At 64.1% G+C, this 24,963-nt stretch carries 26 protein-coding genes; 20 read left to right on the top strand and 6 right to left on the bottom strand.

Features of this window, described 5'->3' with window-relative positions; genetic code table 11:
• Positions 1–13: 13 nt before the first annotated feature.
• Positions 14–886 carry a hypothetical protein gene (locus JI743_RS07160; RefSeq protein WP_201927483.1) on the bottom strand — a complete coding sequence of 291 codons (873 nt, stop codon included), beginning with the start codon at positions 884–886 and terminating at the stop codon, positions 14–16.
• 63 nt (positions 887–949) lie between these two features.
• On the opposite strand from JI743_RS07160, the gene JI743_RS07155 reads away from it, so the two are divergent.
• From JI743_RS07155 to JI743_RS07095, 13 genes are all read left to right on the top strand, one after another.
• A complete protein-coding gene (locus tag JI743_RS07155) occupies positions 950–1,528 on the top strand; it encodes a NifU family protein (protein ID WP_201927482.1) in 579 nt (192 codons plus the stop codon).
• Between the two features lie 25 nt (positions 1,529–1,553).
• Complete coding sequence (locus JI743_RS07150) at positions 1,554–2,147, top strand: malonic semialdehyde reductase (protein ID WP_201927481.1); 594 nt, start codon at positions 1,554–1,556, stop codon at positions 2,145–2,147.
• 18 nt (positions 2,148–2,165) lie between these two features.
• Entirely contained in the window at positions 2,166–2,783 is a 618-nt protein-coding gene (gene tsaB / locus JI743_RS07145) for a tRNA (adenosine(37)-N6)-threonylcarbamoyltransferase complex dimerization subunit type 1 TsaB (protein ID WP_201927480.1), read from the top strand.
• The gene (locus JI743_RS07140) at positions 2,780–3,244 is read left to right on the top strand and encodes a GNAT family N-acetyltransferase (protein ID WP_227340434.1); all 465 of its coding nucleotides are present in this window, start codon (positions 2,780–2,782) and stop codon (positions 3,242–3,244) included. The genes tsaB and JI743_RS07140 overlap by 4 nt, the downstream gene beginning before the upstream one ends.
• 128 nt (positions 3,245–3,372) lie before the next feature.
• The gene (locus tag JI743_RS07135; protein WP_201927478.1) at positions 3,373–3,804 is read left to right on the top strand and encodes a Ros/MucR family transcriptional regulator; all 432 of its coding nucleotides are present in this window, start codon (positions 3,373–3,375) and stop codon (positions 3,802–3,804) included.
• 132 nt (positions 3,805–3,936) lie between these two features.
• Complete coding sequence (locus tag JI743_RS07130) at positions 3,937–4,362, top strand: Fur family transcriptional regulator (RefSeq protein ID WP_201927476.1); 426 nt, start codon at positions 3,937–3,939, stop codon at positions 4,360–4,362.
• Complete coding sequence (locus JI743_RS07125; RefSeq protein WP_201927474.1) at positions 4,334–5,128, top strand: lysophospholipid acyltransferase family protein; 795 nt, start codon at positions 4,334–4,336, stop codon at positions 5,126–5,128. Before JI743_RS07130 ends, JI743_RS07125 begins: the two co-directional genes overlap by 29 nt.
• Positions 5,129–5,135: 7 nt before the next feature.
• A complete protein-coding gene (gene miaB, locus JI743_RS07120) occupies positions 5,136–6,485 on the top strand; it encodes a tRNA (N6-isopentenyl adenosine(37)-C2)-methylthiotransferase MiaB (RefSeq protein WP_201927472.1) in 1,350 nt (449 codons plus the stop codon).
• Positions 6,486–6,630: 145 nt separating this feature from the next.
• Entirely contained in the window at positions 6,631–7,623 is a 993-nt protein-coding gene (locus tag JI743_RS07115) for a PhoH family protein (protein ID WP_236659900.1), read from the top strand.
• A 71-nt stretch (positions 7,624–7,694) separates the two neighbouring features.
• Positions 7,695–8,012, top strand: a complete 318-nt coding sequence (locus tag JI743_RS07110) for a YidH family protein (protein ID WP_201927466.1) — start codon at positions 7,695–7,697, stop codon at positions 8,010–8,012.
• Between the two features lie 53 nt (positions 8,013–8,065).
• Positions 8,066–8,572, top strand: a complete 507-nt coding sequence (locus JI743_RS07105; protein ID WP_201927463.1) for a DUF421 domain-containing protein — start codon at positions 8,066–8,068, stop codon at positions 8,570–8,572.
• A 182-nt stretch (positions 8,573–8,754) separates the two neighbouring features.
• Positions 8,755–10,938 carry a TonB-dependent hemoglobin/transferrin/lactoferrin family receptor gene (locus JI743_RS07100; protein ID WP_330902217.1) on the top strand — a complete coding sequence of 728 codons (2,184 nt, stop codon included), beginning with the start codon at positions 8,755–8,757 and terminating at the stop codon, positions 10,936–10,938.
• Positions 10,939–10,960: 22 nt separating this feature from the next.
• Positions 10,961–11,935 (top strand): DUF6607 family protein, encoded by a 975-nt coding sequence (locus tag JI743_RS07095; protein WP_201927461.1) that lies wholly within the window; start codon positions 10,961–10,963, stop codon positions 11,933–11,935.
• Between the two features lie 158 nt (positions 11,936–12,093).
• On the opposite strand, the gene JI743_RS07090 is transcribed toward JI743_RS07095, so the two are convergent.
• On the bottom strand, positions 12,094–12,480 hold the full coding sequence (locus JI743_RS07090) for a DoxX family protein (protein WP_201927459.1): 387 nt from the start codon (positions 12,478–12,480) through the stop codon (positions 12,094–12,096).
• Between the two features lie 141 nt (positions 12,481–12,621).
• Here JI743_RS07090 and JI743_RS07085 point away from each other — a divergent pair, with 141 nt between their 5' ends.
• The 7 genes from JI743_RS07085 to JI743_RS07055 all read left to right on the top strand — a co-directional run bounded on the left by JI743_RS07085 (position 12,622) and on the right by JI743_RS07055 (position 20,225).
• A complete protein-coding gene (locus JI743_RS07085) occupies positions 12,622–13,083 on the top strand; it encodes a carboxymuconolactone decarboxylase family protein (RefSeq protein WP_201927458.1) in 462 nt (153 codons plus the stop codon).
• Positions 13,080–13,955, top strand: a complete 876-nt coding sequence (locus JI743_RS07080; protein WP_201927455.1) for a sigma-70 family RNA polymerase sigma factor — start codon at positions 13,080–13,082, stop codon at positions 13,953–13,955. Before JI743_RS07085 ends, JI743_RS07080 begins: the two co-directional genes overlap by 4 nt.
• Positions 13,956–14,041: 86 nt before the next feature.
• Positions 14,042–16,078, top strand: coding sequence for a transglycosylase domain-containing protein (locus tag JI743_RS07075; protein ID WP_201927453.1), 2,037 nt, complete (start codon positions 14,042–14,044; stop codon positions 16,076–16,078).
• Positions 16,079–16,232: 154 nt separating this feature from the next.
• On the top strand, positions 16,233–16,739 hold the full coding sequence (ybeY, locus tag JI743_RS07070; RefSeq protein ID WP_201927451.1) for an rRNA maturation RNase YbeY: 507 nt from the start codon (positions 16,233–16,235) through the stop codon (positions 16,737–16,739).
• Between the two features lie 17 nt (positions 16,740–16,756).
• Positions 16,757–17,692: a hemolysin family protein gene (locus JI743_RS07065; RefSeq protein ID WP_201927449.1), complete on the top strand. Its 936-nt coding sequence runs from the start codon at positions 16,757–16,759 to the stop codon at positions 17,690–17,692.
• A gap of 59 nt (positions 17,693–17,751) precedes the next feature.
• Entirely contained in the window at positions 17,752–18,906 is a 1,155-nt protein-coding gene (locus JI743_RS07060) for a glycosyltransferase family 4 protein (RefSeq protein ID WP_201927447.1), read from the top strand.
• Positions 18,907–18,908: 2 nt separating this feature from the next.
• Positions 18,909–20,225, top strand: coding sequence for a replication-associated recombination protein A (locus JI743_RS07055; RefSeq protein WP_201927445.1), 1,317 nt, complete (start codon positions 18,909–18,911; stop codon positions 20,223–20,225).
• Positions 20,226–20,231: 6 nt separating this feature from the next.
• Here JI743_RS07055 and JI743_RS07050 read toward each other — a convergent pair whose 3' ends face one another.
• The 4 genes from JI743_RS07050 to JI743_RS07035 all read right to left on the bottom strand — a co-directional run bounded on the left by JI743_RS07050 (position 20,232) and on the right by JI743_RS07035 (position 24,897).
• Positions 20,232–20,642 carry a GFA family protein gene (locus JI743_RS07050; RefSeq protein WP_201927443.1) on the bottom strand — a complete coding sequence of 137 codons (411 nt, stop codon included), beginning with the start codon at positions 20,640–20,642 and terminating at the stop codon, positions 20,232–20,234.
• Between the two features lie 85 nt (positions 20,643–20,727).
• Complete coding sequence (ptsP, locus tag JI743_RS07045) at positions 20,728–23,022, bottom strand: phosphoenolpyruvate--protein phosphotransferase (protein ID WP_201927441.1); 2,295 nt, start codon at positions 23,020–23,022, stop codon at positions 20,728–20,730.
• Between the two features lie 100 nt (positions 23,023–23,122).
• Positions 23,123–23,896 carry a hypothetical protein gene (locus JI743_RS07040; protein ID WP_227340438.1) on the bottom strand — a complete coding sequence of 258 codons (774 nt, stop codon included), beginning with the start codon at positions 23,894–23,896 and terminating at the stop codon, positions 23,123–23,125.
• Complete coding sequence (locus tag JI743_RS07035) at positions 23,893–24,897, bottom strand: NAD(P)H-dependent flavin oxidoreductase (RefSeq protein ID WP_201927439.1); 1,005 nt, start codon at positions 24,895–24,897, stop codon at positions 23,893–23,895. Before JI743_RS07035 ends, JI743_RS07040 begins: the two co-directional genes overlap by 4 nt.
• Positions 24,898–24,963 lie beyond the last annotated feature (66 nt).

Below are 24,963 nucleotides of genomic sequence, written 5' to 3'. Positions count from 1 at the left end.
TTCGCGTTGGAAATCAAAGGATACCGAACGTCCAACCCTCGGTGTGCGCGATCGCCGCGTCGAGCGGGACAGGTGACCAGATGTCGCGCCGGTGCGCGATGGCGCGGAGCCATGCGGCGGTGAGCAGGGCGTCGCTGGCGTGGTCGCTCAGCGGGCCGCGCATCCCGGTCACGGGCGAACCCAGTGCGGCGAGCGCGCAATCGAGCGCGGCGCCGTCGCGGATCTTGCTGCGGCCCGGCGCCATGCCCGCGGCGCGTGCGGCGAGGCTGGTGTAGATTTCGACGAGCAGCGGGCCGCGCGCCGGAACCGGGTCGAGCGGCCACAGCGGGATGCGCCCGCGCAGCCGGTGGAGCAAACGCATGCCGCTCAGGCTCGCCTTGCCGACCTGCGCGGCGCCGACGAGGTTGAAATTGCTGACGCTGGCGGCTTGGCGGGTCGCGCGCTGGTGCCGTTCGACGAGGCGCAACCGCCCCGCGCCGGGTTCGAAACGGTCGCCGGTGTCGCCCTTGGCGTGGCGAAAATGCCGCCGCGCTTCTGGATGGGCGAGAAAGCTGTGCGCTTCGTAATGCGGATCGGTCGCGCAAATCCGCTCGACGAGCGCCCACAAGTCGGGGAGGTCGCCGGGGCTTTCGCTCCATTCGGGGAAATAGGCGCCATGATCGGCAAAGGCGAAGGCAGCTGAAAAATCGAAGCCGATCAGCATGTCGATGCCTTCGTCGGCGCGTGCCTCGAGCCAGGCCAATATTTCGGCCCGCGACCATTTGCGGCCCGGGCGCACCAATGCCGGGGCCTCGTTCTCGCACGCGACCGCAAGCGCGATTCCGGCCTGCCGCAGACCGCGCGCGCCCGACCAGTCGAGCGCGGCAAATTGGGTGAAATGGCGCATCCGTGCCCCTTTAGCGCCGCGATGCGGCTTGCACAAAGCCGCACCGCGCCCCACATGCTGCCCATGCTTATCGAAACCGAATCGACGCCGAACCCCGCGACGCTCAAATTCCTGCCTGGCAGGGTGGTAATGGAAGCCGGTACTCGCGACTTTGCGAGCCCGGAGGAGGCCGCTGCGTCGCCACTGGCGACCGCATTGTTCACGCTCGGCGATGTCACCGGCGTGTTCTTTGGCCGCGACTTTATTTCGGTCACCATCGCCCCGGGGGCCGAATGGAGCGACGCAAAGCCCGATGTGCTCGGCATCGTGATGGACCATTTCTTGGCCGAAATGCCGCTGTTCCATCCCGCCAGTGCCGCGGGGATCAGCGTTCCGGGCGAGAATGAAGAGGATTTCTCCGACGATCCCGCCGATGCCGACATCGTCGCGCAGATCAAGGAACTCATCGAAACGCGTGTGCGACCGGCGGTTGCGAACGACGGCGGCGACATCGTTTATCGCGGGTTCGACAAGGGCAATGTCTATCTGAAGATGCAGGGCGCGTGCGCGGGCTGTCCTTCCTCGACGGCGACGCTGAAAAATGGCATCGAATCGCTGCTCAAGCATTATGTTCCCGAAGTGACGGCCGTCCACGCCGTCTGACCGGCCCCAATCAGGAGTTTGCCGAATGAGCGAGCCGCTTTCCGATAGCGCCCTCGACCAGCTGTTCCGTACCGCGCGCACCTATAACGGCTACCTCGACAAGCCGGTGAGCGAGACGCAGTTGCATGCAATCTGGGACCTGATGAAGTACGGCCCGACGAGTGCGAACAGCCTGCCGGCGCGGATCGTCTGGTGCGTCTCGGATGCGGCGAAGCAGAAGCTCGCGCCGCTGACCATGCCCGCGAATGGCGAAAAGATTTTGAAGGCGCCCGTCACCGCGATCATCGCGATGGACAATGAATTTTACGAACATCTTCCCGACTTGTTCCCGCACACCGATGCGCGCAGCTGGTTCGCGGGCGATGCAAAGCATGCGGAGACCACCGCCTTTCGCAACTCGAGCTTGCAGGGCGCCTATTTCATCATGGCGGCGCGCGCGCTCGGGCTCGATACGGGGCCGATGTCAGGGTTCGACAATGCGGCGGTCGATGCCGCCTTTTTCGTCGATGAGCCCAATGTGAAGAGCAATTTCATCTCGACGCTGGGCTATGGCGACCCCGCGAGCATTTTTGATCGCAGTCCGCGCCCCGATTTTGCGCGCTTCAACCGTATCGCCTGACCGGGCCCGCCAGATCCCATGCGCCAACTTGTCATCGATTCGGCGAGCGAGGCTTGCACGGTGGCACTGTTCGACGCCGGGACGCTGGTCGATTTCCGGCACGAGGTAATCGGGCGCGGGCATGCTGAACGGCTCGTTCCGCTGATCGCCGAACTGGACGGCGGTGGGCGCGCCGATGAAATATTGGTCGGCTGTGGCCCCGGAAGCTTTGCGGGCGTGCGCATCGGCATCGCGGCAGCGCGCGCGCTCGCGCTCGGTTGGCAGATCCCGACGCGCGGCTTCTCGACACTCGCGCTGGTCGCGGCGAGCGCCGCCGACGATATTGCCGCCGCGGGCGGATCAGTGGTCGTGATGGAAGGTGGGCACGGCCAGTATTTCGTCCAGCCCTTTGCCGCCGACCTGTCGCCGCGCGGCGACGCACAATCGCTCCTTCCCGACGACGCGGTTGGGCATCGCGACGAACTGGCTGTGGGCAATCGGGCGGAAGCCTTTGTCGAACGCCGCGGATCGGGCAGGGCGCGCACGACCTTGCCCGATGCGCGCGCCTTTATCCGCCTGCCCGAACAGGCCTTGTTCGATAATCCCGGCCCTACCTATGGCCGCGCGCCCGATGCCAAGCCGATGCACGCTCCATGACCTGTCCGGTGTCCCTGTCTGCGGCAACCCCCGCCGACCTCGCCGCCGTCATGTCCGTAATGGAGGCGGCGTTCGATCCCGCCTATGGCGAAGCATGGAGTTCGGCGCAGCTCCTCACGCTGTTCGCGCTGCCTTCGGCCCGGATTGCGCTTGCCCGCGATGACGAGTCGCCGTGCGGTTTCTACGCGGCGCGGATTGCCGGCCCCGAAAGCGAATTGCTGTTGCTCGCGGTCGACCCCGCGTGGCGCGGGCGCGGCATCGGCCGTGCGCTGCTGCGTGACTGGCAGGCGTGGGCGTCCGCCAAGGGCGCCGACGATCACTTCCTTGAAATGCGCGCCGATAACGACGCGGTTCATCTGTACAGCCAGACCGGGTTTGTGGAGTGCGGGCGTCGCCGCGACTATTATCGTGGTGGCGACGGCAAGCTTCGCGACGCGATTACAATGCGGCATCGGAAATAGAATTGCGGGAAATTTCTATGGGGCATTGCGAAATTACCGCCAAAATGGCATAAATATAACTGGGCGGGGGGACGATGTAATATTCGCCGTCCATATCTCTGGGTTGCTAAAGACAAGGGAAATCATCGATGGCGGATCAAGCCGATACAAATGAAATGCTCGTCACACTGACCGCGGATATAGTGGCCGCCCACGTCAGCAATAATAGCGTCGCAATTTCCGATCTCGCTCTTTTGATCAATAACGTCCATTCGGCGCTTTCGACGCTGGGGAGCGAGCCCGTCGCGGAAGAAAAACCGGTTCCCGCGGTGTCGATACGCGCATCGGTAAAACCCGATCACATCGTCTGCCTCGAAGACGGCAAGAAGCTGAAGATGCTGCGCCGTCACCTGATGACGCATTATGGAATGACGCCCGACGAGTATCGCGCGAAGTGGGGACTTCCCGCCGATTATCCGATGGTTGCCCCCAACTATGCCGAAAAGCGCCGCGAACTCGCAAAGCAGATCGGGTTGGGCACCAAGGGGCGCGGCGGCGGGCGCAAGCGCAAAAAAGCCTGACCGTTCCGGTCGGTACTGCCGCAAAGCGGTCGGGGGCGGGGCCTGCGGGCGCCGCCCTTGTTCTATCCGCACCGCGAAACTATAGAGTCGGATAGATAAAAGTCACGGCTGCCCAAGGCAGGAAAGGCGCGCATGTCCGGTAAAATCGATCTTGAAGCATTGTGCCACGAAAAGGGGCTGCGCATCACCGAACAGCGCCGGATCATCGCGCGCGTGATTTCGGATTCGGAGGATCATCCCGACGTCGAGACGCTCTATGAGCGTGCCTCGGCAATCGATAGCGGGATATCGATCGCGACCGTCTATCGTACCGTCCGCCTGTTCGAAGAAGCGGGCATCCTCGACCGGCATGATTTCGGCGACGGCCGCTCGCGCTACGAAGCGGCGCCGGAGGCGCATCACGACCATCTGATCGATGTCGAAACCGGCAAGGTCATCGAATTCGTCGATCCCGAGCTTGAGGCGTTGCAAAAGGTCATCGCCGAACGGCTGGGCTATCGCCTCGTCGACCATCGCATGGAGCTTTATGGTGTCGCCATCGGTCGCGACAAGGGCTGAACCTGCACGCGTCACCTGGCGCGTCGTTGCGCGCCTGTTGCTGATGGTGCTGACGCTGCTGTTCCTGATCGTTCCGCATCTTCTCTATCGCGCAGTGGGTCGGCCGTCGCCGATGGTGATGGCTTTTCTGAACGCGGTCGGATGGATCGCGGGTCTTCGTATCCGCACCACGGGCACCCGCCTTCGTCGCGATGTGCTGTTCGTTTCGAACCATGTCAGCTGGCTCGACATATTGGCGCTTGGCGGCGCGGCGCGGTCGTCGTTCGTGTCGAAGGCAGAGGTCGGGACCACCCCGCTTGTCGGATGGCTCGCCGATCAGAACCATACCATCTATGTGCAGCGCGAAGCGAAGCGCGAAATCCAGAGCCAGGCGGAAAATTTGCGCAGCGCGCTTGCCCACGGCCGTCCGGTGACGCTGTTTCCGGAGGGAACCACGGGGCCGGGGGATGGCCTGTTGCCCTTTCGCCCGGCGCTGCTGCAGGCGGTGATCCCGACCCCGCCGCGACTTCAGGTTCAACCGGTATTCCTTGATTATGGCGACGAAGGCCCTGAAATTGCTTGGCTCGATCCCGAATCCGGGCTCGATAATTTCAAGCGGCTTTTGGGGCGCAAGCATCCCGTGCCGCTGATCATTCATTATCTCGATCCACTGCCTGATGCGGTGGAACGCGACCGGAAAACCCTCAGCGAGGCAGCGCGCGCCGCAATCGCCGCGCGGATGGCGCAGCCCGCGCACTCTTCCGCCCGCGCACCGCATCGCCTATAGCGCGCCGATGAAATCCGACTCTCCCCCAAATTCTCATAAGACCTTTCACGTCAAATCCTTCGGCTGCCAGATGAACGTCTATGACGGCGAACGCATGGCAGAGATGCTGGGCGCCGAGGGCTATGTGCCCGCCGCCGACGGCAGCGATGCCGACCTGGTCGTGCTCAACACCTGCCACATCCGTGAAAAGGCGGCCGAGAAAGTCTACTCGGACATCGGTCGGTTGAAACGCGCCGACGGCAGCACGCCGACGATCGCCGTCGCCGGATGCGTTGCGCAGGCCGAGGGCGCCGAGATTGCGCGCCGCGCGCCGAGTGTCGATGTCGTCGTCGGTCCGCAGGCGTACCACCGCCTTCCCGACCTGATCGCGCGCGCCGAACGCGGCGAGAAGGCGGTCGACCTCGACATGCCGATCGAGAGCAAGTTCGGCGCGCTGCCCAAACGCAGCGGAAACCAGCGCCCGACCGCCTTCCTGACCGTGCAGGAAGGCTGCGACAAATTCTGCACCTATTGCGTCGTCCCCTATACGCGCGGGGCGGAGATCAGCCGGCCTTTCGCCGACCTGATCGCCGAGGCGCGCGCGCTCGTCGCGGGCGGGGTGCGCGAGATCACCTTGCTTGGCCAGAATGTGAACGCGTGGGACGGCGAAGACGACAAGGGCAGGGCGATCGGCCTCGACGGATTGATCCGCGCCCTCGCGAAAGAGGACGGTCTCGAACGCATCCGCTACACGACGAGCCATCCCAACGACATGACCGACGGGCTGATTGCCGCGCATGGCGAGGTCGAAAAGCTGATGCCTTTCCTTCACCTGCCGGTGCAGGCGGGGAGCGACCGCATCCTCGCGGCGATGAACCGCAGCCACAGCGTCGACAGCTATCTGAAAATCATCGAGCGCGTCCGCGCCGCGCGCCCCGACATTGCGATTTCGGGCGACTTCATCGTTGGTTTCCCCGGCGAGAGCGATGCCGATTTCGAGGCGACGCTCGATATCGTGCGCGCGACCAATTATGCGATGGCTTACAGCTTCAAATATTCGCGCCGCCCCGGCACGCCCGCCGCGACGATGGACGATCAGGTCGACGAAGCGGCAATGAACGATCGGCTCCAGCGGCTTCAGGCGCTGCTCAACGAGCAGCAACAGGCGTTCAACGAGGCGACCGTGGGGCGGACGACGCGCCTGTTGCTCGAACGCAAGGGCAAGCTCGACGGCCAGCTTATCGGCAAATCGCCCTGGCTCCAGTCGGTGCACGTCATCGCGCCGGGCCTCGCGATCGGCGACATGGTCGATGTCCGCATCACCTCGGCGGGTCCGAACAGCCTTGGCGCCGAGGCGCTGGTGGAAGCGGCGGTTTAGTGGCCATCGCACGTCGCGTGTTCCCTTGCAGGCGGAAACTCGGAGTATCGCAGCCCGATCATCACATGCTGGACTCCCGCCTTCGCGGGAGTACACAGTTTATGCCTCTAGCCCAAGGAGTCCTGCCCACGTGTCCAAACGCCCGATGACCGCCGCTGCCCCCGCCGAACCCGGCGACCGCGTTCGACTGACGGCCGAATTTGAACGGACACAATTGCTGGGAATCCTTTTCGGCGAATTCGACCGCAATCTGGTGGCCATCGAGAACCGCCTCGGCGTCTATATTTCGGCGCGCGGCAACCGCGTGCAGATCGAGGGCGAGGCCGAGGCCGCGGCGCGCGCGCGCGATGTTCTCACCGACCTGTATGACCGCATCGAAAAGGGGCAGGAGGTCGACGCGGGCATGGTCGACGGGGTGATCGCGATGTCGGCGCAGCCGACGCTCGACGGCATCATCCGGCACGACCAGAATGAAGCGCCGCCGGTGATGATCCGCACGCGCAAGAAAACGATTGTCCCACGCGCGCCGTCGCAGGTTCCCTATATGCAGGCGCTCGCGCGCGACGACGTGATCTTCGCGCTCGGTCCCGCGGGCACCGGCAAGACCTATCTTGCCGTGGCACAGGCCGTTGCGCAGCTCATCACCGGCAGCGTCCAGCGGCTCATCCTGTCGCGCCCCGCGGTCGAGGCGGGCGAAAAGCTCGGTTTCCTGCCCGGCGACATGAAGGAAAAGGTCGACCCCTATCTGCGCCCGCTCTACGACGCGCTGCACGATTGCCTTCCTGCCGAGCAGGTCGAGCGCCGCATTGCGAGCGGAGAGATCGAGATTGCGCCGCTGGCCTTCATGCGCGGGCGGACGCTTGCCGATGCGTTCATCATCCTCGACGAAGCGCAGAATACGACGATCCCGCAGATGAAGATGTTCCTGACGCGTTTCGGGATGAACAGCCGGATGGTCATTTGCGGTGACCCCAAACAGGTCGACCTGCCGATGCCCGCAACCTCCGGTCTCGCCGACGCTGTGGCGCGGCTCGAAGGGCTCGAGGGCATCAACGTCAGCCGCTTCACCGCCGCCGACGTCGTGCGTCACCCGATCGTCGGCCGCATTGTCGAAGCCTATGAAGGGCCCGGCAGCTGAACGCCAACGCGGATACGGACCGCGACGAGCTCGCCGAGGAACGCACGGCCTGGGCCGAGGACCGCACCCTGATGGCCAACGAGCGGACCTTCGCCGGCTGGATGCGCACCGGAATGGCGGCGGTCGGCATCGGCCTCGGTTTCAATGCCCTGTTCGGAAAGCTCGAGCCCGCGTGGGTGCCGCGCGCGATCGCCACGATCTTCATCCTGATGGGCGTGTTCATTTTCTGGGCGGCGCAGCGCAGTGGCTGCGCGGTCAACGATCGGCTCAGCGCGCACCAGGCCGAGCCGCTCAAGGGAATGAAACTGCGGCTCGTCGCGGCCATGTTCTCGCTTGGGGGGCTCGCGCTGGCCGCCGCAATCTGGCTACTCGACATTCGGCTCGACTAGATTTTCCTGGCCGCGGTCGCGCAACGCTCGCCGTGTCGCGGCGTTGGACGGGCATGTTCTACGACAATCTTTTCGGGCTGCTTCGCGTGGTCGTGATCTCGGTCGCCGCCTACGCAATCCTGATCCTCATCCTTCGTGCCGCCGGGAAACGTGCCCTCGCAAAGCTCAACGCTTTCGATCTTGTCGTAACTGTCGCCCTCGGCTCGACGCTTTCCTCCGTCCTGCTTTCGAGCGAAATCGCACTCGCCGAAGGGGCTTTGGCGTTCGTCATGCTCGCCCTGCTCCAATGGATCGTCGCAAAGCTGTCGATCCATTCGGCGCCGGTACGCCGCGCGACGCGTGCCCGGCCAGCGCTGCTGCTTCGCGACGGGGCCATTTTGCACGAGACATTGCGCGACGAACGGGTAACCACCAGCGAAGTCTATTCGGCCGTTCGCGGGCAGGGCGTTGCAAAACTCGCCGACGTTGCAGCGGTTGTGCTCGAAACCGACGGGTCGCTTAGCGTGATCGCGCGCCCGGCAAGCGGATCTGTCGATACGCTCGATTTTCTGCCCGACTGAATGAGCGAAAGCCTTGGGCATCGCTTCAGGCAATTAATGCGAACGACTCCTATTAGCAAAAACCTTGACCCCTAAAATTTGATTGCCTATTTCGCGGCTATTGCGAATCACTCGCAATAAAATTAGGGGGATCAAGATTGTCCGTACAACGACGAATATATTGCGCACGCCTTGCGTGCGGCGTGGCCGTGCCTGTTTTTGCGTCGCTCGCCGCTCCTGCCGCCGCGCAAGACAATGACGGTGCCTATTGGCTGGCACGCAAGAATCAAATCGTTGTCACCGCCACGCGCGTCGCGACCCGGGCCGAGGATTTGCCGGTCACCGTCACCGTCAAGACCGACGAACAGATTGCCGACGAACTCGTCACCGACATTCGCGACCTCGTCCGCTTCGAGCCTGGCGTCAGCGTCCAGCGTCAGCCCGCGCGCTTCGGTGCGGCGCTCGGTGCGACCGGGCGCGCCGGTAATGAAAGCTTCAACATCCGCGGGATCGGCGGCAATCGCGTCCTGATCCAGATCGACGGCGTGCGCGTTCCCGACGGTTTCAGTTTCGGCGCACAGGCGTCGGGGCGCGGCGATTATGTCGACCTCGGCCTTATCAAGTCTGTTGAAATATTGCGCGGCCCCTCTTCGGCGCTTTACGGCAGCGACGGTCTTGCGGGCGCGGTCAGCTTTATTACCGCCGACCCGGCCGATTTCATCGCGGGCAGCAATGCGGTCGGCGGCCTCGCGCGCGCCGCCTATGGCAGCGCCGACAAGGAGTTCAGCGAGACCGTCATTCTTGCCGGGCGTAGCGGCGCCTGGTCGGCGATGGCCGCCTATACGCGCCGCGACTGGCAGGAACTCGATAACAAGGGCGCCGTCGGAGGCACCGGGTCGACGCGCACCTTGCCTAACCCGCAGGATGGCTATTCGAATGCTGCGCTCGCGCGCATCGTCTATGATCCGGCGAACGGCCACAAGCTGCGCCTGACCGGTGAATATCTCGATACGCAGCTTTATACCAATGGCCTGACGGGAGTTGGTCCCGGCAGCTTTGGCGCCTCGGTTGACCGGCTCGAGGGCTGGGACAGCGGCGACCGCAAGCGCGTCACGATCGACTGGAGTTGGGAAGGCGAGGGGGCGATCGATTTCGCGCGCGTCGCGCTTTACTGGCAGGACGGCGAGGATCGCCAATATACCGAAGAGGATCGCACGCCGTCTGCCGACCGCACGCGCCTCAACACTTTCGAAAATCGTGTAATCGGCGCATCCGCCGACGCGCGCGCCGACTTTGCGACCGGCGCCGTCACGCATCGTCTGGTATTCGGCGGCGATGTCAGCATAACGCGCCAGCGCGGTATTCGCGACGGCACCGTCCCGCCCTTTGGCGAAACCTTTCCCACACGCGCCTTTCCCGAAACCGACTTCACCCGCGGCGGCCTGTTCGCAGGCGACGAGATCGGGATCGCCGACGGGCGGGTGCGGCTCTATCCGGCGGTGCGTTTCGATTTCTATGACCTGTCGCCGCAGGACGACCCGCTGCTTCCCGCCTTTTCGGGGGCAGGGCAGGACGGATCGCGCCTGTCGCCGAAATTCGGTGCGGTGTGGAAGCTCACTGACGAGGTGCGCCTGTTCGCCAATTATGCGACCGGGTTCAAGGCGCCCGAGCCGGGGCAGGTCAACCAGTTCTTCGAAAATCTGGCGTTCGGCTATACCTCGGCGCCCAATCCCGACCTCGATCCCGAGCGCAGCGAAAGCATCGAAGGTGGGCTTCGCTTCTCGGCAGACAATATCAGTCTCGACGTCACGGCCTTTTCGGCGCGCTACAAGGATTTCATCAGCCAGGAAGTGGTGAGCGGCAGTTTCACGCCTGCCGACCCCGCCGTCTATCAGTTCGTCAATCTCGATCGCGCCCGCGTCAAGGGAGCCGAAGCGCGGTTCGAGGGGCGGGCGTCGTCCGGCCTGTATGCGACGCTCGCCCTATCCTATGCGAAGGGTAACGAGATTTTGCCTGATGGATCGCGCGTGCCCTTGTCGACGATCGATCCGCTCAAGCTCGTCGTCGGCGTCGGCTATCGCGAACCGCAGAGCGGGCGCTTTGGCGGCCAGCTCATCATGACGCACAGCGCGCGCAAGGAGGCATCGCGGACCGAAGGGCTCTGCACGCCCTCCTGCTACCGTCCCGACGGCTTCACGATCCTCGACGCAACGGCCTTCGTCCGCATCGTCGAAGGGCTGACGCTGCGCGCCGGCGTCTTCAATATTCTCGACAGGAAATACAGCTGGTGGAGCGACGTGCGCGGGCTCGCGTCCACCTCGACCGTTACCGACGCCTACACCCAGCCGGGCCGCAATGCGAGCGCGTCGCTGAGCTTCCGTTTCTGACAAGATGAAGAGGATTGGACCGATGAAAACCATTCGTACAACCGCCGCCGCGCTGCTGATTTCGGTCGCGCTGCCGCTCCCTGCCACGGCGCATCCACCGATCGCCGCCGAGGATGCCGCCGCCAATTTCGAGAAGGACCGCGCCGACATCCTTGCGATGGCGGGCAATTACCGCGTCAGCTTCAATATGCAGGAATCGACACGCTGGGACCCGGATTACGAAGTGCTCGATCCCAAGCGTTCGGGCGGTAACGAGGTCGTGCGCGTGATCGAGGATACGGGGCGCAAGATCGTGCTCCAGCACCTGCTGGTCATCACCGACGAGAATGACAAGTCGCACATCATCAAGCATTGGCGTCAGGACTGGGAATATGAGCCCGAAAAACTGCTCGTCTATTCGGACAAGGGCGGCTGGACTTGGGAAGATGTTCCCGAACGCATGCGGACGGGCCGCTGGTCGCAGACCGTGTGGCAGGTCGACGATTCCCCCCGCTACGGCGGCTGGGGTCAATTCGAGACGCAGGCGGGAATTCGTCGCTGGCGTTCGAACTGGACGTGGCGCCCGCTCGCGCGCCGCGATGCGGTTCGCAACCCCGTTTATGACCGCTATTATTCGATCAATCGCCATCAGCCGACGCCCGACGGCTGGATTCACTGGCAGGACAATACCAAGATGGGGACCAGGGACGGCAAGCTTGTTCCCATCGTCCAGGAATATGTTCTCAACACCTATATCAAATATGACAATTACGACGTGAAGGCCGCCGATGACTATTGGGCCGCGACCAAGGACTATTGGGCTGCGGTGCGCGCCGAATGGGACCGGATCGCCGCGACCAAGGGCGGGATCGCCATCGAGGAAAAGACCGATACCGGCACCGTCATCAGCGGCCGCTTGCTGACGATCGCCGACGAAATCCACGAAAACAGGCTCACGATTGCAAAGGCTGTCGCGGAAGCGAAGAAGCTGATCGAAGCGAACACGCGCAAGCTGTGACCATCTTCACCATGTGAAGCCCGCAACTGGGGGCGGTCTCGTCGCCGGGACCGCCCCGATTTCAGGTGGCGATTGTCGCCTTCTGCCAAATCAGCGTTCCTCGGCGAAAGCCGGGGAGCACCAATTTTCCTGCACCATGCTGTGGTCGCGAATCTGCCTCAACCGGCCTTCGCGCGCGATCCGTCGACGCTCCAGATTCCGGCGCCGCGCGTCGCGACGAACAGGAAGATGAAGCAGTAAAGCGCAATCGTCTCGCCGCCGTTCTGGATGGGGAAGGGGCTTTGGGTGCCATGCGCCATCCAGTAACCGACAGCCGACATGCCGCTGGCCAGGAAGGCGGCGGGGCGCGTGAACAGGCCGATGACAATCAAACCGCCCGCGACCAGTTCGATCGCGCCGGCCGCCATCAGTACGGGGTCCAGCGGATAGGGAAAGGCGTCGGGGAAATTGAAGAATTTGTGCACACCGTGCGCGAGGAACATCAGACCCGCCGTGATACGCAGCAGCGCATAGGCCTGTTCGCCATATCCATCGAGAAACTTCATGAGCAAACCCCCTCCTTGTCATTGATGACGCGCGGGAATTTACCTTAATTCGGTCGCAAAGCGAAATTAATTCGTGCGCCATGTCACAGGGCGGCGGCCTTGCTCGTCATGTCTGTACCACCCCATGAAGGAGGACGTGACATGACCAAGGTAACAGACCCCTTTGCCGCCGCGCCGCAGCTGATGAAGCAGTGGATGGCCGTCAGCATCGCCGCGCAGAACAGCCTCGAGCCGAGCCTGATCGAGCTCGTCAAAATTCGTTCGTCGATCCTCAATGGCTGCGCCAATTGCATCAACATGCACACAGTCGAGGCGCGCGCGAAAGGCGAAAGCGAACAGCGCCTCTACCTCATCGCCGCCTGGCGCGAAGCACCCGTCTACAGCCCGCGCGAACGCGCTGCCCTCGCATGGACCGACGCCTTGACCCGCCTGCCCGAAGGGCACACACAGCACGAAGCCAAAGAGGCGCTCGAAGCGCATTTTACGCCGGAGGAGCAGGTGAACCTGACGCTGATGATCAATGTCATCAATGGCTGGAACCGCATCGCGGTGGGCTTTGACCTCTGGTACGAAAATGGGGCGTCGGTGGCCAAGGCGGCATGACCGCGGTGGGCGGCGCCACCGACGGTGGGGATGCGGCGGCGAGTTTCGACCCGCTGCGTCCGATGCTGACGCGCGTCGCCTATCGTATGCTCGGGTCGGTCGCCGATGCCGAGGATGTCGTGCAGGACGCCTTCCTCCGCTGGCTCGGCGCCGACCGCGCGGCGGTGCGCGAGCCGGCGGCTTTCCTCCGCCGCACCGTGACGCGGCTTTGCCTCGATCAGCTGAAATCGGCGCGGGCGCAGCGCGAAACCTATGTCGGGCCCTGGCTTCCCGATCCGCTCGTCGATGATGGGGAGGGCGAAGCGGACGATGTCACCTTGCCGTTGATGCTGGCGCTCGAAAGGCTCTCCCCCCTGGAGCGCGCAGCCTTCCTCCTCCACGATGTCTTCGGCGTCGGCTTCGACGAGGTCGCAGCGACGATCGAGCGCGATCCCGCTGCAACACGCCAGCTCGCCGCGCGGGCCCGCGCGCATGTTCGCGACGCGCGGCCGCGTTACAAGCTGGAGAAGGAGCGCGGGCTGGAAATAGCCCACGCCTTTTTCGAAGCGTCGCGAAGCGGCGATATGCAAGCGCTCGGCGCCATGCTCGCCGCCGACGTCGGAATGTGGGCGGACGGCGGCGGCAAACGCCCCGCGGCCGCGATCCCGATCCTCGGCAAGACCTTGGTGATGAAGGTCCACCGCAGCGTCGCGGTATTGCTGCGCAAATATGGCTCGACGCTGGTTCATACGGGCATGATCAACGGCCTGCCGGGTTTCGTGACGCGCGAGGCCGATGGCGAGTTCCAGACCACCGCGCTCGATATCGAGGATGGCCGGATTGCCGCCATTTATGTGATGCGCAACCCCGACAAGCTCAAACATATGCACTGAGGGGAGGGGCCGCCCCGGTCCAGACGTCCAACGCGTGCCGAACGCGTTTGCAAGCTCTGTGTTGCCAGTGTAATACGGCATCAGGCATGAATGCGTTTTATCATCCGCTGTTCCGTGCGCCGCCTCCGCCGGCCGAGGAGGAGCCGTTCGATCCGTCGACTGGAGGGCTGCCGCCGCCCGAGCCGCGCTGGCGCAAGCGGCTGCGCTGGGTCGGCCGCGGCTTTGCGGCGCTCGTATTGCTGTTCGTGCTGCTAGTCGGCTGGCTTGCGTTCACTGCGCCCTTGTCGAAATCGCTCGAACCGATCGCGCCGCCGCAGATCACGCTGCTGGCCGCCGATGGCACTCCCATCGCGCGCACCGGTGCGATCGTCGAGCGCCCGGTCGAGGCGGCAAAGCTTCCCGCTCACGTCAAACAGGCCTTTCTCGCGATCGAGGACCGGCGTTTCTATACCCATTGGGGGATCGACCCGCGCAGCATCGCGCGCGCGGTGTGGAGCAATGTCACCGGCGGGCCGACGCAGGGCGGCAGCACGATCACGCAGCAGCTCGCCAAATTCACCTTCCTCACGCCAAAGCGCACGCTCGGGCGCAAGGCGCGCGAGGCGCTGATCGCCTTCTGGCTCGAGGCATGGCTGACCAAGGATCAGATCCTCGAACGCTATCTGTCGAACGCCTATTTCGGCGACAACACCTATGGGTTGCGCGCCGCGTCGCTGCACTATTTCTATCGCCAGCCCGAAAATCTGACGCGCGCGCAGGCGGCGATGCTTGCAGGACTGGTGCAGGCGCCCTCGCGCCTCGCGCCGACGAAAAACCCCGCGCTCGCCGAAAAACGGATGAAGCTGGTGCTGAATGCGATGGTCGCGACCGGCTATATGACCGAGCGCGAGGCGCGCGCGACCCGTACGCCGCGCATCGACGTGCGCACGCGCAACGACCTGCCGACGGGCACCTATTTTGCCGACTGGGCGCTACCCGAAGCGCGCAAGGCGAGCGACGTCGGATATTCGCGCGAAACGCTCGTTACCACGCTCGACTCGCGGCTCCAGAATATCGCCCGGCGCGTGACCAGTCGGGCAGGCCTGGGGTCGGCGCAGGTCGCGCTCGTCGCGATGCGCCCGAATGGCGAGGTGGTCGCGATGATCGGGGGGCGCGATTATGCGAAGTCGCCGTTCAACCGAGCGACGCAAGCGAAACGCCAGCCGGGATCGACCTTCAAACTGTTCGTCTATCTCGCCGCGCTGCGCGCCGGGTGGAAGCCCGGCGACACGATCGGCAACATGCCGATCGAAAGCGGCGCCTATCGTCCCAAAAATTCGGGCGGCTCCTATTCGGAGGCGATCTCGCTCGAGGATGCCTTTGCGACGTCGAGCAATGTCGCGGCAGTGCGCCTGTTCGGCGCAGTCGGCGATGACAAGGTGATCGCGATGGCGCGCGACCTTGGCGTGACATCGCCGCTCGCAAGGGGCGACCCCAGCCTCGCGCTCGGCACTTCGACGATGACCTTGCTCGAACTCACCGCTGCCTATGCCGCGGTGGCTGCCGACAGCTATCCGGTGACGCCGCGCGCGTTCAAGGCCGAGGGCACGAACTGGTTCGAGCGGCTGGTCTGGGGGCCGAGCCATTTCAGCTCACGCGAGCATGACGGGATCGAGAGGATGCTGCGCGCGGCGGTCAATCGCGGCACCGGGCGCGCAGCGCGGCTCGCCGTTGCCAATTACGGCAAGACGGGAACGAGCCAGGACAATCGCGATGCGCTGTTCGTCGGCTATGCGAACGGACTGGTCGTCGGGATATGGATCGGTAACGACGACAATTCGCCGCTCGCCGGTATTTCGGGCGGCGGCTTGCCCGCGCGCATGTGGCGCGATTTCATGAACGAGGCGGCGGGGACCAATATCCGCCCGCCCGCGCCGCAGCCGGCCGTCGATCCCGAAGGGCCGGTACAGCCGCTCGACGTTCCCGACATTGGCGACATCCCTGTCGGCGATGGCACGCGCATCGGCGTGCGCGATGGCGACGCGGTGATCAGCACCGACATCGGCGGCACGCGGATCGACCTTCGCGTTCCGGTCAATGGCGAGGGCGAAACACGCATCGAGGCGGCACCGGCGCCGCCATAGGATGCGCGCTCATTTTTGGCTGTCCTATATCGTCGGGGCGCGATAGCGTGGCGGTGATGAACCGTCCTATTTTATCCGTCACCAACGCGAAGCGTTCGCGAATTGCGCGTGAAGTTACACCGTTTTCTGCGCCATTTCGCGCCGTGGCCCGCCGATGCTGATCGTCGAGACGCAAGAGGCCTCGCCATGGCCGGCGGCGCTCGATTGGGAGAAGCGCGCGAACGAATCCGTCGCCGCCGCGCTCGGGCTGACGCCCTTCGCCGCGCTCGCCCATGCGGCGCCACTCGTCGAGGTCGCGGTGCGGCTGACCGACGATGCCGAGGTGCAGCGGCTCAACCGTGATTTTCGCGGCAAGGACAAGCCTACCAACGTCCTGTCCTTTCCGCAGGTACAGGTCGATCTGCTCGAAAGCCTCGACAACAGCGACGACGGCGAAATCCTGCTCGGCGACATCGTCCTGGCGCACCAAACCTGCGCCCGCGAGGCCGAAGAAAAGGGCGTGTCGCTCGCCGACCATGCGACGCATCTGATCGTCCACGGAACACTGCATCTCGTCGGCTATGACCATATGGACGAGGTCGGTGCGACGGCGATGGAGGCGTTGGAAGTGAAAGCACTTGCATCGCTGGGCGTCGGCAATCCATATGCGGATCAGGATTAACAGGGAACGCCCACAACATGCCCGACGACCAGGGGTCTTCGAACCGATCGGAAGAGGACAGTAGATCCAGTCTGTGGACCGGCCTCAAGAACATGCTCTTCGGCGGCAACAGTGAGCCGTCGCTCCGCGAGCAGATCGAGGATTTTATCGACGAGGCCGAAGAGGAGGGCGAGGAGCGCCGCGGGAGCAGCGTCGTCGGCGACCTTTCGCCCATCGAGCGCAAGATGCTGCGCAACCTCCTCCATTTCGGCGAACAGACGGTTGACGATGTCGCGGTGCCGCGCGGCGAGATCATCGCCATCCCCGAAAGCGCGAGCTTTTCAGAGCTTGTCGCGAACTTCGCCGACGCGGGCCACAGCCGCCTGCCGGTCTATCGCGAGACGCTCGACGAGGTGATCGGGATGATCCACGTCAAGGACGTGTTCGCCGTGCTCGCCGAAGGGCGCGCGCCGCCGCCGCTGATCGACCTGATCCGCCAGCCGCTCTATGTGCCGCAGTCGATGGACGTGCTCGACCTGCTCGCCGAAATGCGCGCGCAGCGCACGCACCTCGCCATCGTGATCGACGAATATTCGGGGACCGAAGGCCTTGTGACGATCGAGGATCTGGTCGAGGAAATCGTTGGCGAGATCGAAGACGAGCATGACGATGAGCCGACCGCGCTGTTCGCACGCGCCGACGATGGCTGCTGGGACGCCGATGCGCGCGCCGAACTCGACGATATCGGTGAGGAAATCGACCCGCGGCTTGCCGAGGTCGACGAAGATGTCGACACTGTCGGCGGCCTTGCGGCGGTGCTTGCGGGACATGTTCCAGAGGTTGGCGAAGTGCTGCTCCACCCGAGCGGCTGGCGCATCGAAGTGACCGAAGCCGACGAGAAGCGCGTCCACCGCTTGCGCCTCCACCCCCCGGTCGAGGTCGAGTTGGAGGCGCCGTCGGATACCGGCGACTAGGCTGAACGTCGCGCCGCGCTCGATTGCCTTTGCGCGGCGATGCGACTAGCGCTGGCGCAATGGAAGTTTCCGATTTGCGCATTGCCCTGTTCAGCGGCAATTACAATATGACGGTCGATGGGGCGAACAAGGCGCTCAACCGCCTTGTCGGCTATCTGTTGGGGCAGGGTGCCGCCGTGCGCGTCTATTCGCCGACCGTCGACGACCCCGATTTCGAACCGACGGGCGACCTCGTCAGCGTGCCGTCGATGGCGATCCCCAACCGTCCCGAATATCGCATTCCGCTGCATTTTTCGGCGCGCGTCCGCGAGGATATAGCGATGTTCGCGCCGAACGTGCTCCATATTTCGAGCCCTGACCGCGTGTCGCGACAGGCGGCAGCCTGGGCGCGGCGGCGGCATATTCCGGTGGCCTGTTCGGTGCACACCCGCTTCGAAACCTATTTCCGCTATTATAATCTGTCGTTTCTCGAGCCGCTCGTGGTTGCGTGGCTGCGCCGCCTCTATCGCCGCTGCGACGCGCTGATCGCGCCGTCCGAAAGCTTTGCGCAGGTTCTGCGCGACCAGCGTATGAACTATGACATCGGCATCTGGACGCGTGGAGTCGAGCGCGACATTTTCCGCCCCGACCGTCGCGACATGAGCTGGCGGAAAAGCTGGGGCATCGCCGACGCTCGCCCCGTCATCGCCTTTCTCGGGCGCCTGGTGATGGAAAAAGGGCTCGACGTCTTCGCCGATACCATCGATGTCTTGCAACGTCGCGGCGTCCCGCACGAGGTCGTCGTAATTGGCGAGGGACCCGCCGGAGAGTGGTTCGAATCGCGTTTGCCCAATGCGAAGTTCGTCGGCTTTCAGGGCGGCGAGAATCTGGCGCGCTCGCTTGCGTCGTGCGACATGCTCTTTAACCCGTCGGTGACCGAAACCTTCGGCAATGTGACGCTCGAGGCGATGGCGTGCGGCTTGCCAGTCGTGGCCGCGCGCGCGACGGGCAGCGCGAGCATCGTCAAGCATGGCGTCACCGGCTACCTCGTCACTCCGGGCTCGATCGGCAACTTCGCCGACGATCTCGAACTTTATTGCCGCGACGAGAATTTGCGCCGCCAGCACGGCGCCGCCGCGCTCGCCGAAAGCGGCGCCTATCAGTGGGACGCGATCAATCAGGCGGTTGCCGACACCTATTTGCGGCTGATCCGGCAGAAACAGCGGCAGCGCTAACAATGGCGGGCGATCTGTTCGCGCACGACGAGCCGCTGCCAGCGACGGATAATGCTGCTCCGGTTCCGCTCGCCGAGCAGCTTCGTCCGCGCAAATTGGCCGACGTCGTGGGGCAGGAACATCTGACCGGACCCGATGGCGCAATCGGCCGCATGGTGACTGCCGGAACGCTCGCCTCAATCGTCCTGTGGGGACCGCCCGGAACGGGCAAGACGACGATCGCGCGCCTGCTTGCCGAAGCGGTTGGAATGCGCTTTGCGCCGCTGTCGGCTGTCTTTTCGGGGGTCGCCGATCTCAAAAAGGTCTTTGCCGACGCCGACAAGATGGCCGCCGCAGGGAAGCGAACCCTGTTGTTCGTCGACGAGATTCACCGCTTCAACCGCGCGCAGCAGGATGGCTTCCTGCCCTATGTCGAGCGCGGTACCGTCGTGCTCGTCGGCGCAACGACCGAGAATCCCAGTTTCGCGCTCAACGCGGCTTTGCTCAGCCGCGCCCAAGTCCTTGTCCTGTACCGCCTCGACGAATCCGCGCTTGCGACGCTTGTCGATCGCGCCGAAGCTTCGGCAGGTCGCGATCTTCCGGTGACTGCCGAGGCGCGCTCTGCGCTAATCGCGAGTGCCGATGGCGACGGGCGCTTCCTGCTCAATCAGGTCGAAACATTGTTCGCGACCGATATTGCCGCTCCGCTCGATGCGGCGGAATTGGCCCAATTCCTGCACCGTCGCATGCCTGTCTATGACAAGGATCGCGACGGGCATTACAATCTGATCTCGGCGCTCCACAAGTCGCTGCGCGGGTCGGACCCGCAGGCCGCGCTTTATTGGCTCGCCCGCATGTTGGTGGCGGGCGAAGAGCCGCTCTATGTGCTGCGCCGCCTCGTTCGCTTCGCAAGCGAGGATATCGGGCTCGCCGACCCGCAGGCGCTGACCCAGTGCCTTGCCGCCAAGGACGCCTTTCAGTTTCTCGGATCGCCGGAAGGCGAGCTCGCCATCGTGCAGGCATGCCTCTACTGCGCGACTGCGCCCAAATCGAACGCTGCTTATGCCGCGCAAAAGGCGGCGTGGACGGCCGCACGCGACACGGGCTCGCTTGCTCCTCCGTCCAACGTCCTCAACGCTCCGACAAAGTTGATGAAGGACTTGGGCTATGGCGCGGGCTACAGCTATGATCATGATGCGCCCGACGGCTTTTCGGGCGACAATTATTGGCCCGACGATATGGAGCCCGCCACCTTCTATCGCCCGGTCGATCGCGGTTTCGAAAAACGGATCGCCGAGCGGCTGGCGTGGTGGGACGAGCGCCGACGCGCGCGCGATTGACGGCGCTCAGCCCGGATAGCGGTCAAAAGCAGGCATCTTGTCCAGATTCTCCATCCAGCCGATGCGTTCGGCGGTCTGGATCTGCACCTGCGCCGGAATCAGATCGGGATCGTCGAGCGTTGCCGTCTGAACGTCGATCTGTCCCGGGAATATCTCTTCGTTCGTATAGAAGAGCCCTGAGCCGCAATTGCCGCAGAAATGGCGACGTGCATGCTCCGACGATGCATAGATTTTCGGCGTTCCCTCGACCGACAGATCGCTCTGACTGACGAGCGCCCAACCGACCAGCGGCGCTCCCGCATGGCGGCGGCAATCGCTGCAATGACAAAGCGCATGATGCGCTACCGCGGTGGGCATCGAATAGCGGATCGCCCCGCAATGGCATTGGCCCGTGGCGCGCGCGTTCGAATCGGACATGCTTATTCTCCTTCATCGTATGATGAGAACATAACATAAACATTTTTGCCGAGGCAATGACCTGCCAGGTTACGGTCTGCTATCGTCAATCGCCCAGATCGACCTGATGCTTCTCGGCCCAGGCGCGATACTGGCCGCGCGGGTCGGCCGACGGCTGCGCAAGCATCGCGGGTATCGCGGCCCGCAGCGCACCAAGGTCGAGCGAGCGGATCATCGCCTTGACCGGTCCGACGCCGGCTGGTGTGATTGAAAGCCGCTCGATGCCGATGCCGAGCAGCGCCATCGCCTCGAGCGGACGTCCGCCCATTTCGCCACACACGCCAAGCTGGACCTTGCTGCCCGCGACTATTTTGACGACCCGGGCGAGGTAGCGCATCACGGTCGGCGACAGCCAGTCATAGCGCTCGGCAAGCCGCGGGTGCGCGCGGTCGGCCGCGAACAGGAACTGCGTAAGGTCGTTCGTCCCGATCGACAGGAAGTCGAGGTGCGGCAGCATCAGGTCGAGCGTTTCGACCAGACCCGGTACCTCCAGCATCGCGCCATAGCGGATCGCGGCGGGCAGCTTCTTGTTATGCTTGGCAAGCCATGCACGCTGCCCGACGAAAAGGGCGCGCGCCGCTTCATATTCCCAGGGTTCGGAGACCATCGGGAACATGACGTTCAGCGTTCGACCGGCGGCCGCCTCCATCAAGGCGCGCGCCTGTACTTTCAACAGGCCCTCGCGTTCGAGCGCGAGGCGCAGCGCGCGCCAGCCCATCGCCGGATTTTCCTCGAGCGCCGTGTCGACGTTCATATAGGGCAGCGCCTTGTCGCCGCCGATGTCGACCGTGCGAAAGATGACCGGGCGGTCGCCCGCCGCGTCGAGCACGTCGCGATAAAGGCGCTGCTGGCGCTCGCGCTGGGGCAGGGTGGCCGACACGAGGAACTGGAACTCGGTGCGGAACAGCCCGATCCCGCGCGCGCCCGTCAGGTCGAGCGCCGCGACATCCTCGCGAAGCCCCGCGTTGATCATGAGTTCGATCGTCACGCCGTCCTTGGTAACGGCAGGGAGGTCGCGCAGCGCCGCGAGATTGGCGCGGCGTTTTTGCGAAATTTCGAGCTTGGCATCGAATGCGTCCTGCACCGCCGAAGTCGGGCGGACGTGCACATTGCCCGATGTGGCATCGAGCAACAGCATGTCACCCTCGCGGATCGAGGTGCGCACGTCGTTGACGCGGCCGATGACCGGAACTCCCATCGCGCGCGCAACGATGATGACGTGCGCGGTGAGTGATCCTTCCTCGAGGACGACGCCCTTCAACCGGCGCCGGTCATATTCGAGCAGTTCGGCGGGCCCAAGGTTGCGCGCAATCAAAATCGAATCGTGCCGCAGACCCATTTGCGCTGCGGTGCCCATCTGTCCCGACACGATGCGGATCAGCCGGTTCGACAGATCCTCGAGGTCGTGCATGCGTTCGCGCAGCAATGGGTCGTCGATCTGGCGCATCCGCATGCGTGTGCGTTGCTGGACGCGCTCGATCGCCGCCTCGGCGGTCAGGCCGCTGTCGATCGCCTCGTTGATCCGGCGCGACCAACCCTCGTCATAAGCGAACATCTTGTAGGTTTCGAGCACCTCTTCATGTTCGCCGCCGACGCCGAATTCCGCCTGGCTCGCCATGCGGTCGATCTGTTCGCGCATCTTGTCGAACGCGGCATAGACGCGATGCCGCTCGGCCTCGATGTCGTCGGCCATCGTGTGCTCGATGGTTACGCGCGGCTGGTGATAGACGGCAACGCCGGCGCCCATGCCATCGACCAGCTTTTGCCCCGTCAGGCGCTGCGCCGACTGGTCGGCGGCGGCGGCGTCGATACGCGCCGTAGTATCGACCAGATCGGCATTGGCAATCAGTTCGGACAAGACCATCGCGACCGTTTGCAGCGTCTCGATCTCGATATCGTCATACCGCCGCGGATCGGCATGCTGGACGCAGAGCACTCCGACCGCGCGTTCGCGGCGGATGATCGGAACCCCGGCAAAGCTGTGGAACAACTCCTCACCTGTTTCGGGGCGGTAGGAAAAGTCGGGGTGGGCTGCGGCTTCGTCGAGGTTCAATGTCTCGATCTGATCGGCGATCGTGCCGACAAGACCCTCGCCGAGCGCGAGCCGCGTCACATGGACCGCTTCCTGCTTCAGCCCCTGCGTCGCATAAAGTTCGAGCGCGCCTTCGCGCAGCAGATAGATTGAGCACACCTCGCTATCGAGGCACTCGCCGATGATTCCGACGACTTGGTTGAGTTTGCTCTGCGCATTGGTGCGCGCCGCCATCACCTCGTGCAATCGCGTCAAAATATTGCGGGCGGACTGAGCAGCCGACGAAGGAGGGGGTGGAGCATTGGTCATCGCTCCACCCTGCTATCAGAAGCTTGTCGACGTTGCCATCGCCCGCCGGTGAAATCGTCCGCTGTTTACAGCGAATTCCGGATGCCCAGAGAACCAGGCGTCAATTGCTGGCCGGAGCTGATCCCGGGGGCGACGCCGCGGCGCTGTCGGTCGTCGCCGCAGGCGTTGTCGTATCGAAGATCGAGGCGTTGGCGGGAATGGCATATTTTGCGTCCCACGCCACCACGTCGCGCTGATATTGCGCATAGGCTTCGTAAAAGTCGACAAAGGGCTGGTCGAGCTGCGCGAGGTGCGCGGGCGCTTGCTCGACAATCTGCGCGCTGGGCGTAGTCGAGACAAGCTGGGCAATCTCGTTCGCGCGCGGGCAAAACTGGCGCTGCGCCGGCGGCTGGGCGAAATAGTTGAAGAGCTGCGTCGCCAGGCGGTCGCGTGCTGCCGTGCCGTTGGTGCCCGACTCCTTGCCTAGCTGGCTGATGACGGTCTTTTCGGTCGAGCGGATCACCTTGCCATGCGCCTTGATGATATTGTTGTAGGCCGAAACCAGCGTCGCTTCCTCGGCACCGCGGCAGCCGATCGCTGCGACGTTGAGCGCGATCTTGAGCTGCCAGAAAGCGCGGTCGCCGGTGACATTGCTGTTCGCGGTCACAAAGCGGCCGTCGAGCCCCCGCTGCGGAAGGATCTGCGTAAGCGAAGCATTGCCGGGCGGAAGCGGACGCGGCGGGATGACCACGGCCACCGGCGGTGGCGGCGGTGGCGGCGGGGGCGGAACCGGCGCGGGAGCGCAGGCAGCGACGCTCGCGAGCAGCCCGGCCAGGATAATCTTGCGCGACACATTCATGATATTCTCCCCTGCCGCCATATGCTGCGACGTCATCCGCGCGCGTGCAACGCGGCTTCGGCCTGTTGCACCAAAGATGCGACGATATCGGCGACACTCTCTTCGCTGGTTACCATACCGACAGATTGCCCTGCCATTAACGAGCCGTTCTCGACATCGCCGTCGATGACGGCGCGCCGCAGCGCGCCAGCCCAATAATGTTCGATTTCTAGCTGCGCCGCTGCCATGTCGACGGTGCCGCTGTCGAGCAGGTTGGCAACTTCGCGCTGCTTGGCGGTGAAGGCTTCGGTCCCGTTGTTCTTGAGCGCGCGCACCGGAATCACCGGCAGCCGCGGATCGAGCTGGACGCTCGCGACGGCATCGCGCGCCGATGCGCGCATGAAGGCCTTTTTGAAATTGGGATGCGCGATGCTCTCCGTCGCGCAGACAAAGCGTGTCCCGAGCTGGACGCCCGACGCGCCCATTTCGAGATAACCGGCAATCGCTTCGCCGCGACCGATCCCGCCCGCGACGAAAATCGGCACCTCGGCCGAAAGGGCCGGCAGAATTTCCTGTGCGAGCACGCTCGTCGATACGGGACCGATATGCCCACCGGCCTCCATCCCTTCGATGACCAGCGCATCGACGCCTGAACGCACGAGCTTTTTCGCGAGCGCGAGCGTCGGCGCAAAGCAGATGACTTTGGCGCCCGACGCCTTGATCGCCTCGAGGCTTCCCTTGGGCGGCAGGCCGCCCGCAAGAACAACATGGCCGACCTTATGCTTTGCGCACACGTCGATCAGGTCGAACAATTGCGGGTGCATGGTGATCAGGTTCACGCCGAAGTTGCGCTTCGCGAGCGCCTTCGTCGCCGCAATCTCGGTATCGAGCAGGTCGGGGGTCATCGCGCCGCACGCAATCACGCCAAATCCGCCTGCATTGCTGATTGCGCTGACCAGATTGCGCTCCGAGACCCAGCTCATCGCGCCGCACAATATGGCGTAATCGCTGCCGAGAAGGTCGGTCCCGCGCGCCATCAATTCGTTTAATTTGCCCATTGCTGCCGCCTTTGCCAGCACTGTCGCCCCGGCGCAATGACTAGCTGAAAATGCGTGACTCAGCCG

Source organism: Sphingopyxis jiangsuensis (genome assembly GCF_016734905.1).
In the GTDB taxonomy this organism is placed as follows: domain Bacteria; phylum Pseudomonadota; class Alphaproteobacteria; order Sphingomonadales; family Sphingomonadaceae; genus Sphingopyxis; species Sphingopyxis jiangsuensis.
This window is presented reverse-complemented; position numbering and strand designations above follow the sequence as displayed.

What these genes read in the sequence shown, in the direction of transcription:
- JI743_RS07150 (WP_201927481.1), top strand. Translation starts at nt 1,554, where the DNA reads ATGAGCGAGCCGCTTTCCGATAGCGCCCTCGACCAGCTGTTCCGTACC.
- JI743_RS07130 (WP_201927476.1), top strand. Translation starts at nt 3,937, where the DNA reads ATGTCCGGTAAAATCGATCTTGAAGCATTGTGCCACGAAAAGGGGCTG.
- JI743_RS07085 (WP_201927458.1), top strand. Translation starts at nt 12,622, where the DNA reads ATGACCAAGGTAACAGACCCCTTTGCCGCCGCGCCGCAGCTGATGAAG.
- JI743_RS07065 (WP_201927449.1), top strand. Translation starts at nt 16,757, where the DNA reads ATGCCCGACGACCAGGGGTCTTCGAACCGATCGGAAGAGGACAGTAGA.
- JI743_RS07050 (WP_201927443.1), bottom strand. Translation starts at nt 20,642, where the DNA reads ATGTCCGATTCGAACGCGCGCGCCACGGGCCAATGCCATTGCGGGGCG.
- JI743_RS07090 (WP_201927459.1), bottom strand. Translation starts at nt 12,480, where the DNA reads ATGAAGTTTCTCGATGGATATGGCGAACAGGCCTATGCGCTGCTGCGT.
- miaB (WP_201927472.1), top strand. Translation starts at nt 5,136, where the DNA reads ATGAAATCCGACTCTCCCCCAAATTCTCATAAGACCTTTCACGTCAAA.
- JI743_RS07055 (WP_201927445.1), top strand. Translation starts at nt 18,909, where the DNA reads ATGGCGGGCGATCTGTTCGCGCACGACGAGCCGCTGCCAGCGACGGAT.
- JI743_RS07095 (WP_201927461.1), top strand. Translation starts at nt 10,961, where the DNA reads ATGAAAACCATTCGTACAACCGCCGCCGCGCTGCTGATTTCGGTCGCG.
- JI743_RS07040 (WP_227340438.1), bottom strand. Translation starts at nt 23,896, where the DNA reads ATGACGTCGCAGCATATGGCGGCAGGGGAGAATATCATGAATGTGTCG.
- JI743_RS07110 (WP_201927466.1), top strand. Translation starts at nt 7,695, where the DNA reads ATGGCCAACGAGCGGACCTTCGCCGGCTGGATGCGCACCGGAATGGCG.
- JI743_RS07155 (WP_201927482.1), top strand. Translation starts at nt 950, where the DNA reads ATGCTTATCGAAACCGAATCGACGCCGAACCCCGCGACGCTCAAATTC.
- JI743_RS07105 (WP_201927463.1), top strand. Translation starts at nt 8,066, where the DNA reads ATGTTCTACGACAATCTTTTCGGGCTGCTTCGCGTGGTCGTGATCTCG.
- JI743_RS07075 (WP_201927453.1), top strand. Translation starts at nt 14,042, where the DNA reads ATGAATGCGTTTTATCATCCGCTGTTCCGTGCGCCGCCTCCGCCGGCC.
- JI743_RS07160 (WP_201927483.1), bottom strand. Translation starts at nt 886, where the DNA reads ATGCGCCATTTCACCCAATTTGCCGCGCTCGACTGGTCGGGCGCGCGC.
- tsaB (WP_201927480.1), top strand. Translation starts at nt 2,166, where the DNA reads ATGCGCCAACTTGTCATCGATTCGGCGAGCGAGGCTTGCACGGTGGCA.
- ptsP (WP_201927441.1), bottom strand. Translation starts at nt 23,022, where the DNA reads ATGACCAATGCTCCACCCCCTCCTTCGTCGGCTGCTCAGTCCGCCCGC.
- JI743_RS07080 (WP_201927455.1), top strand. Translation starts at nt 13,080, where the DNA reads ATGACCGCGGTGGGCGGCGCCACCGACGGTGGGGATGCGGCGGCGAGT.
- JI743_RS07115 (WP_236659900.1), top strand. Translation starts at nt 6,631, where the DNA reads ATGACCGCCGCTGCCCCCGCCGAACCCGGCGACCGCGTTCGACTGACG.
- JI743_RS07060 (WP_201927447.1), top strand. Translation starts at nt 17,752, where the DNA reads ATGGAAGTTTCCGATTTGCGCATTGCCCTGTTCAGCGGCAATTACAAT.
- JI743_RS07135 (WP_201927478.1), top strand. Translation starts at nt 3,373, where the DNA reads ATGGCGGATCAAGCCGATACAAATGAAATGCTCGTCACACTGACCGCG.
- JI743_RS07140 (WP_227340434.1), top strand. Translation starts at nt 2,780, where the DNA reads ATGACCTGTCCGGTGTCCCTGTCTGCGGCAACCCCCGCCGACCTCGCC.
- JI743_RS07035 (WP_201927439.1), bottom strand. Translation starts at nt 24,897, where the DNA reads ATGGGCAAATTAAACGAATTGATGGCGCGCGGGACCGACCTTCTCGGC.
- ybeY (WP_201927451.1), top strand. Translation starts at nt 16,233, where the DNA reads ATGCTGATCGTCGAGACGCAAGAGGCCTCGCCATGGCCGGCGGCGCTC.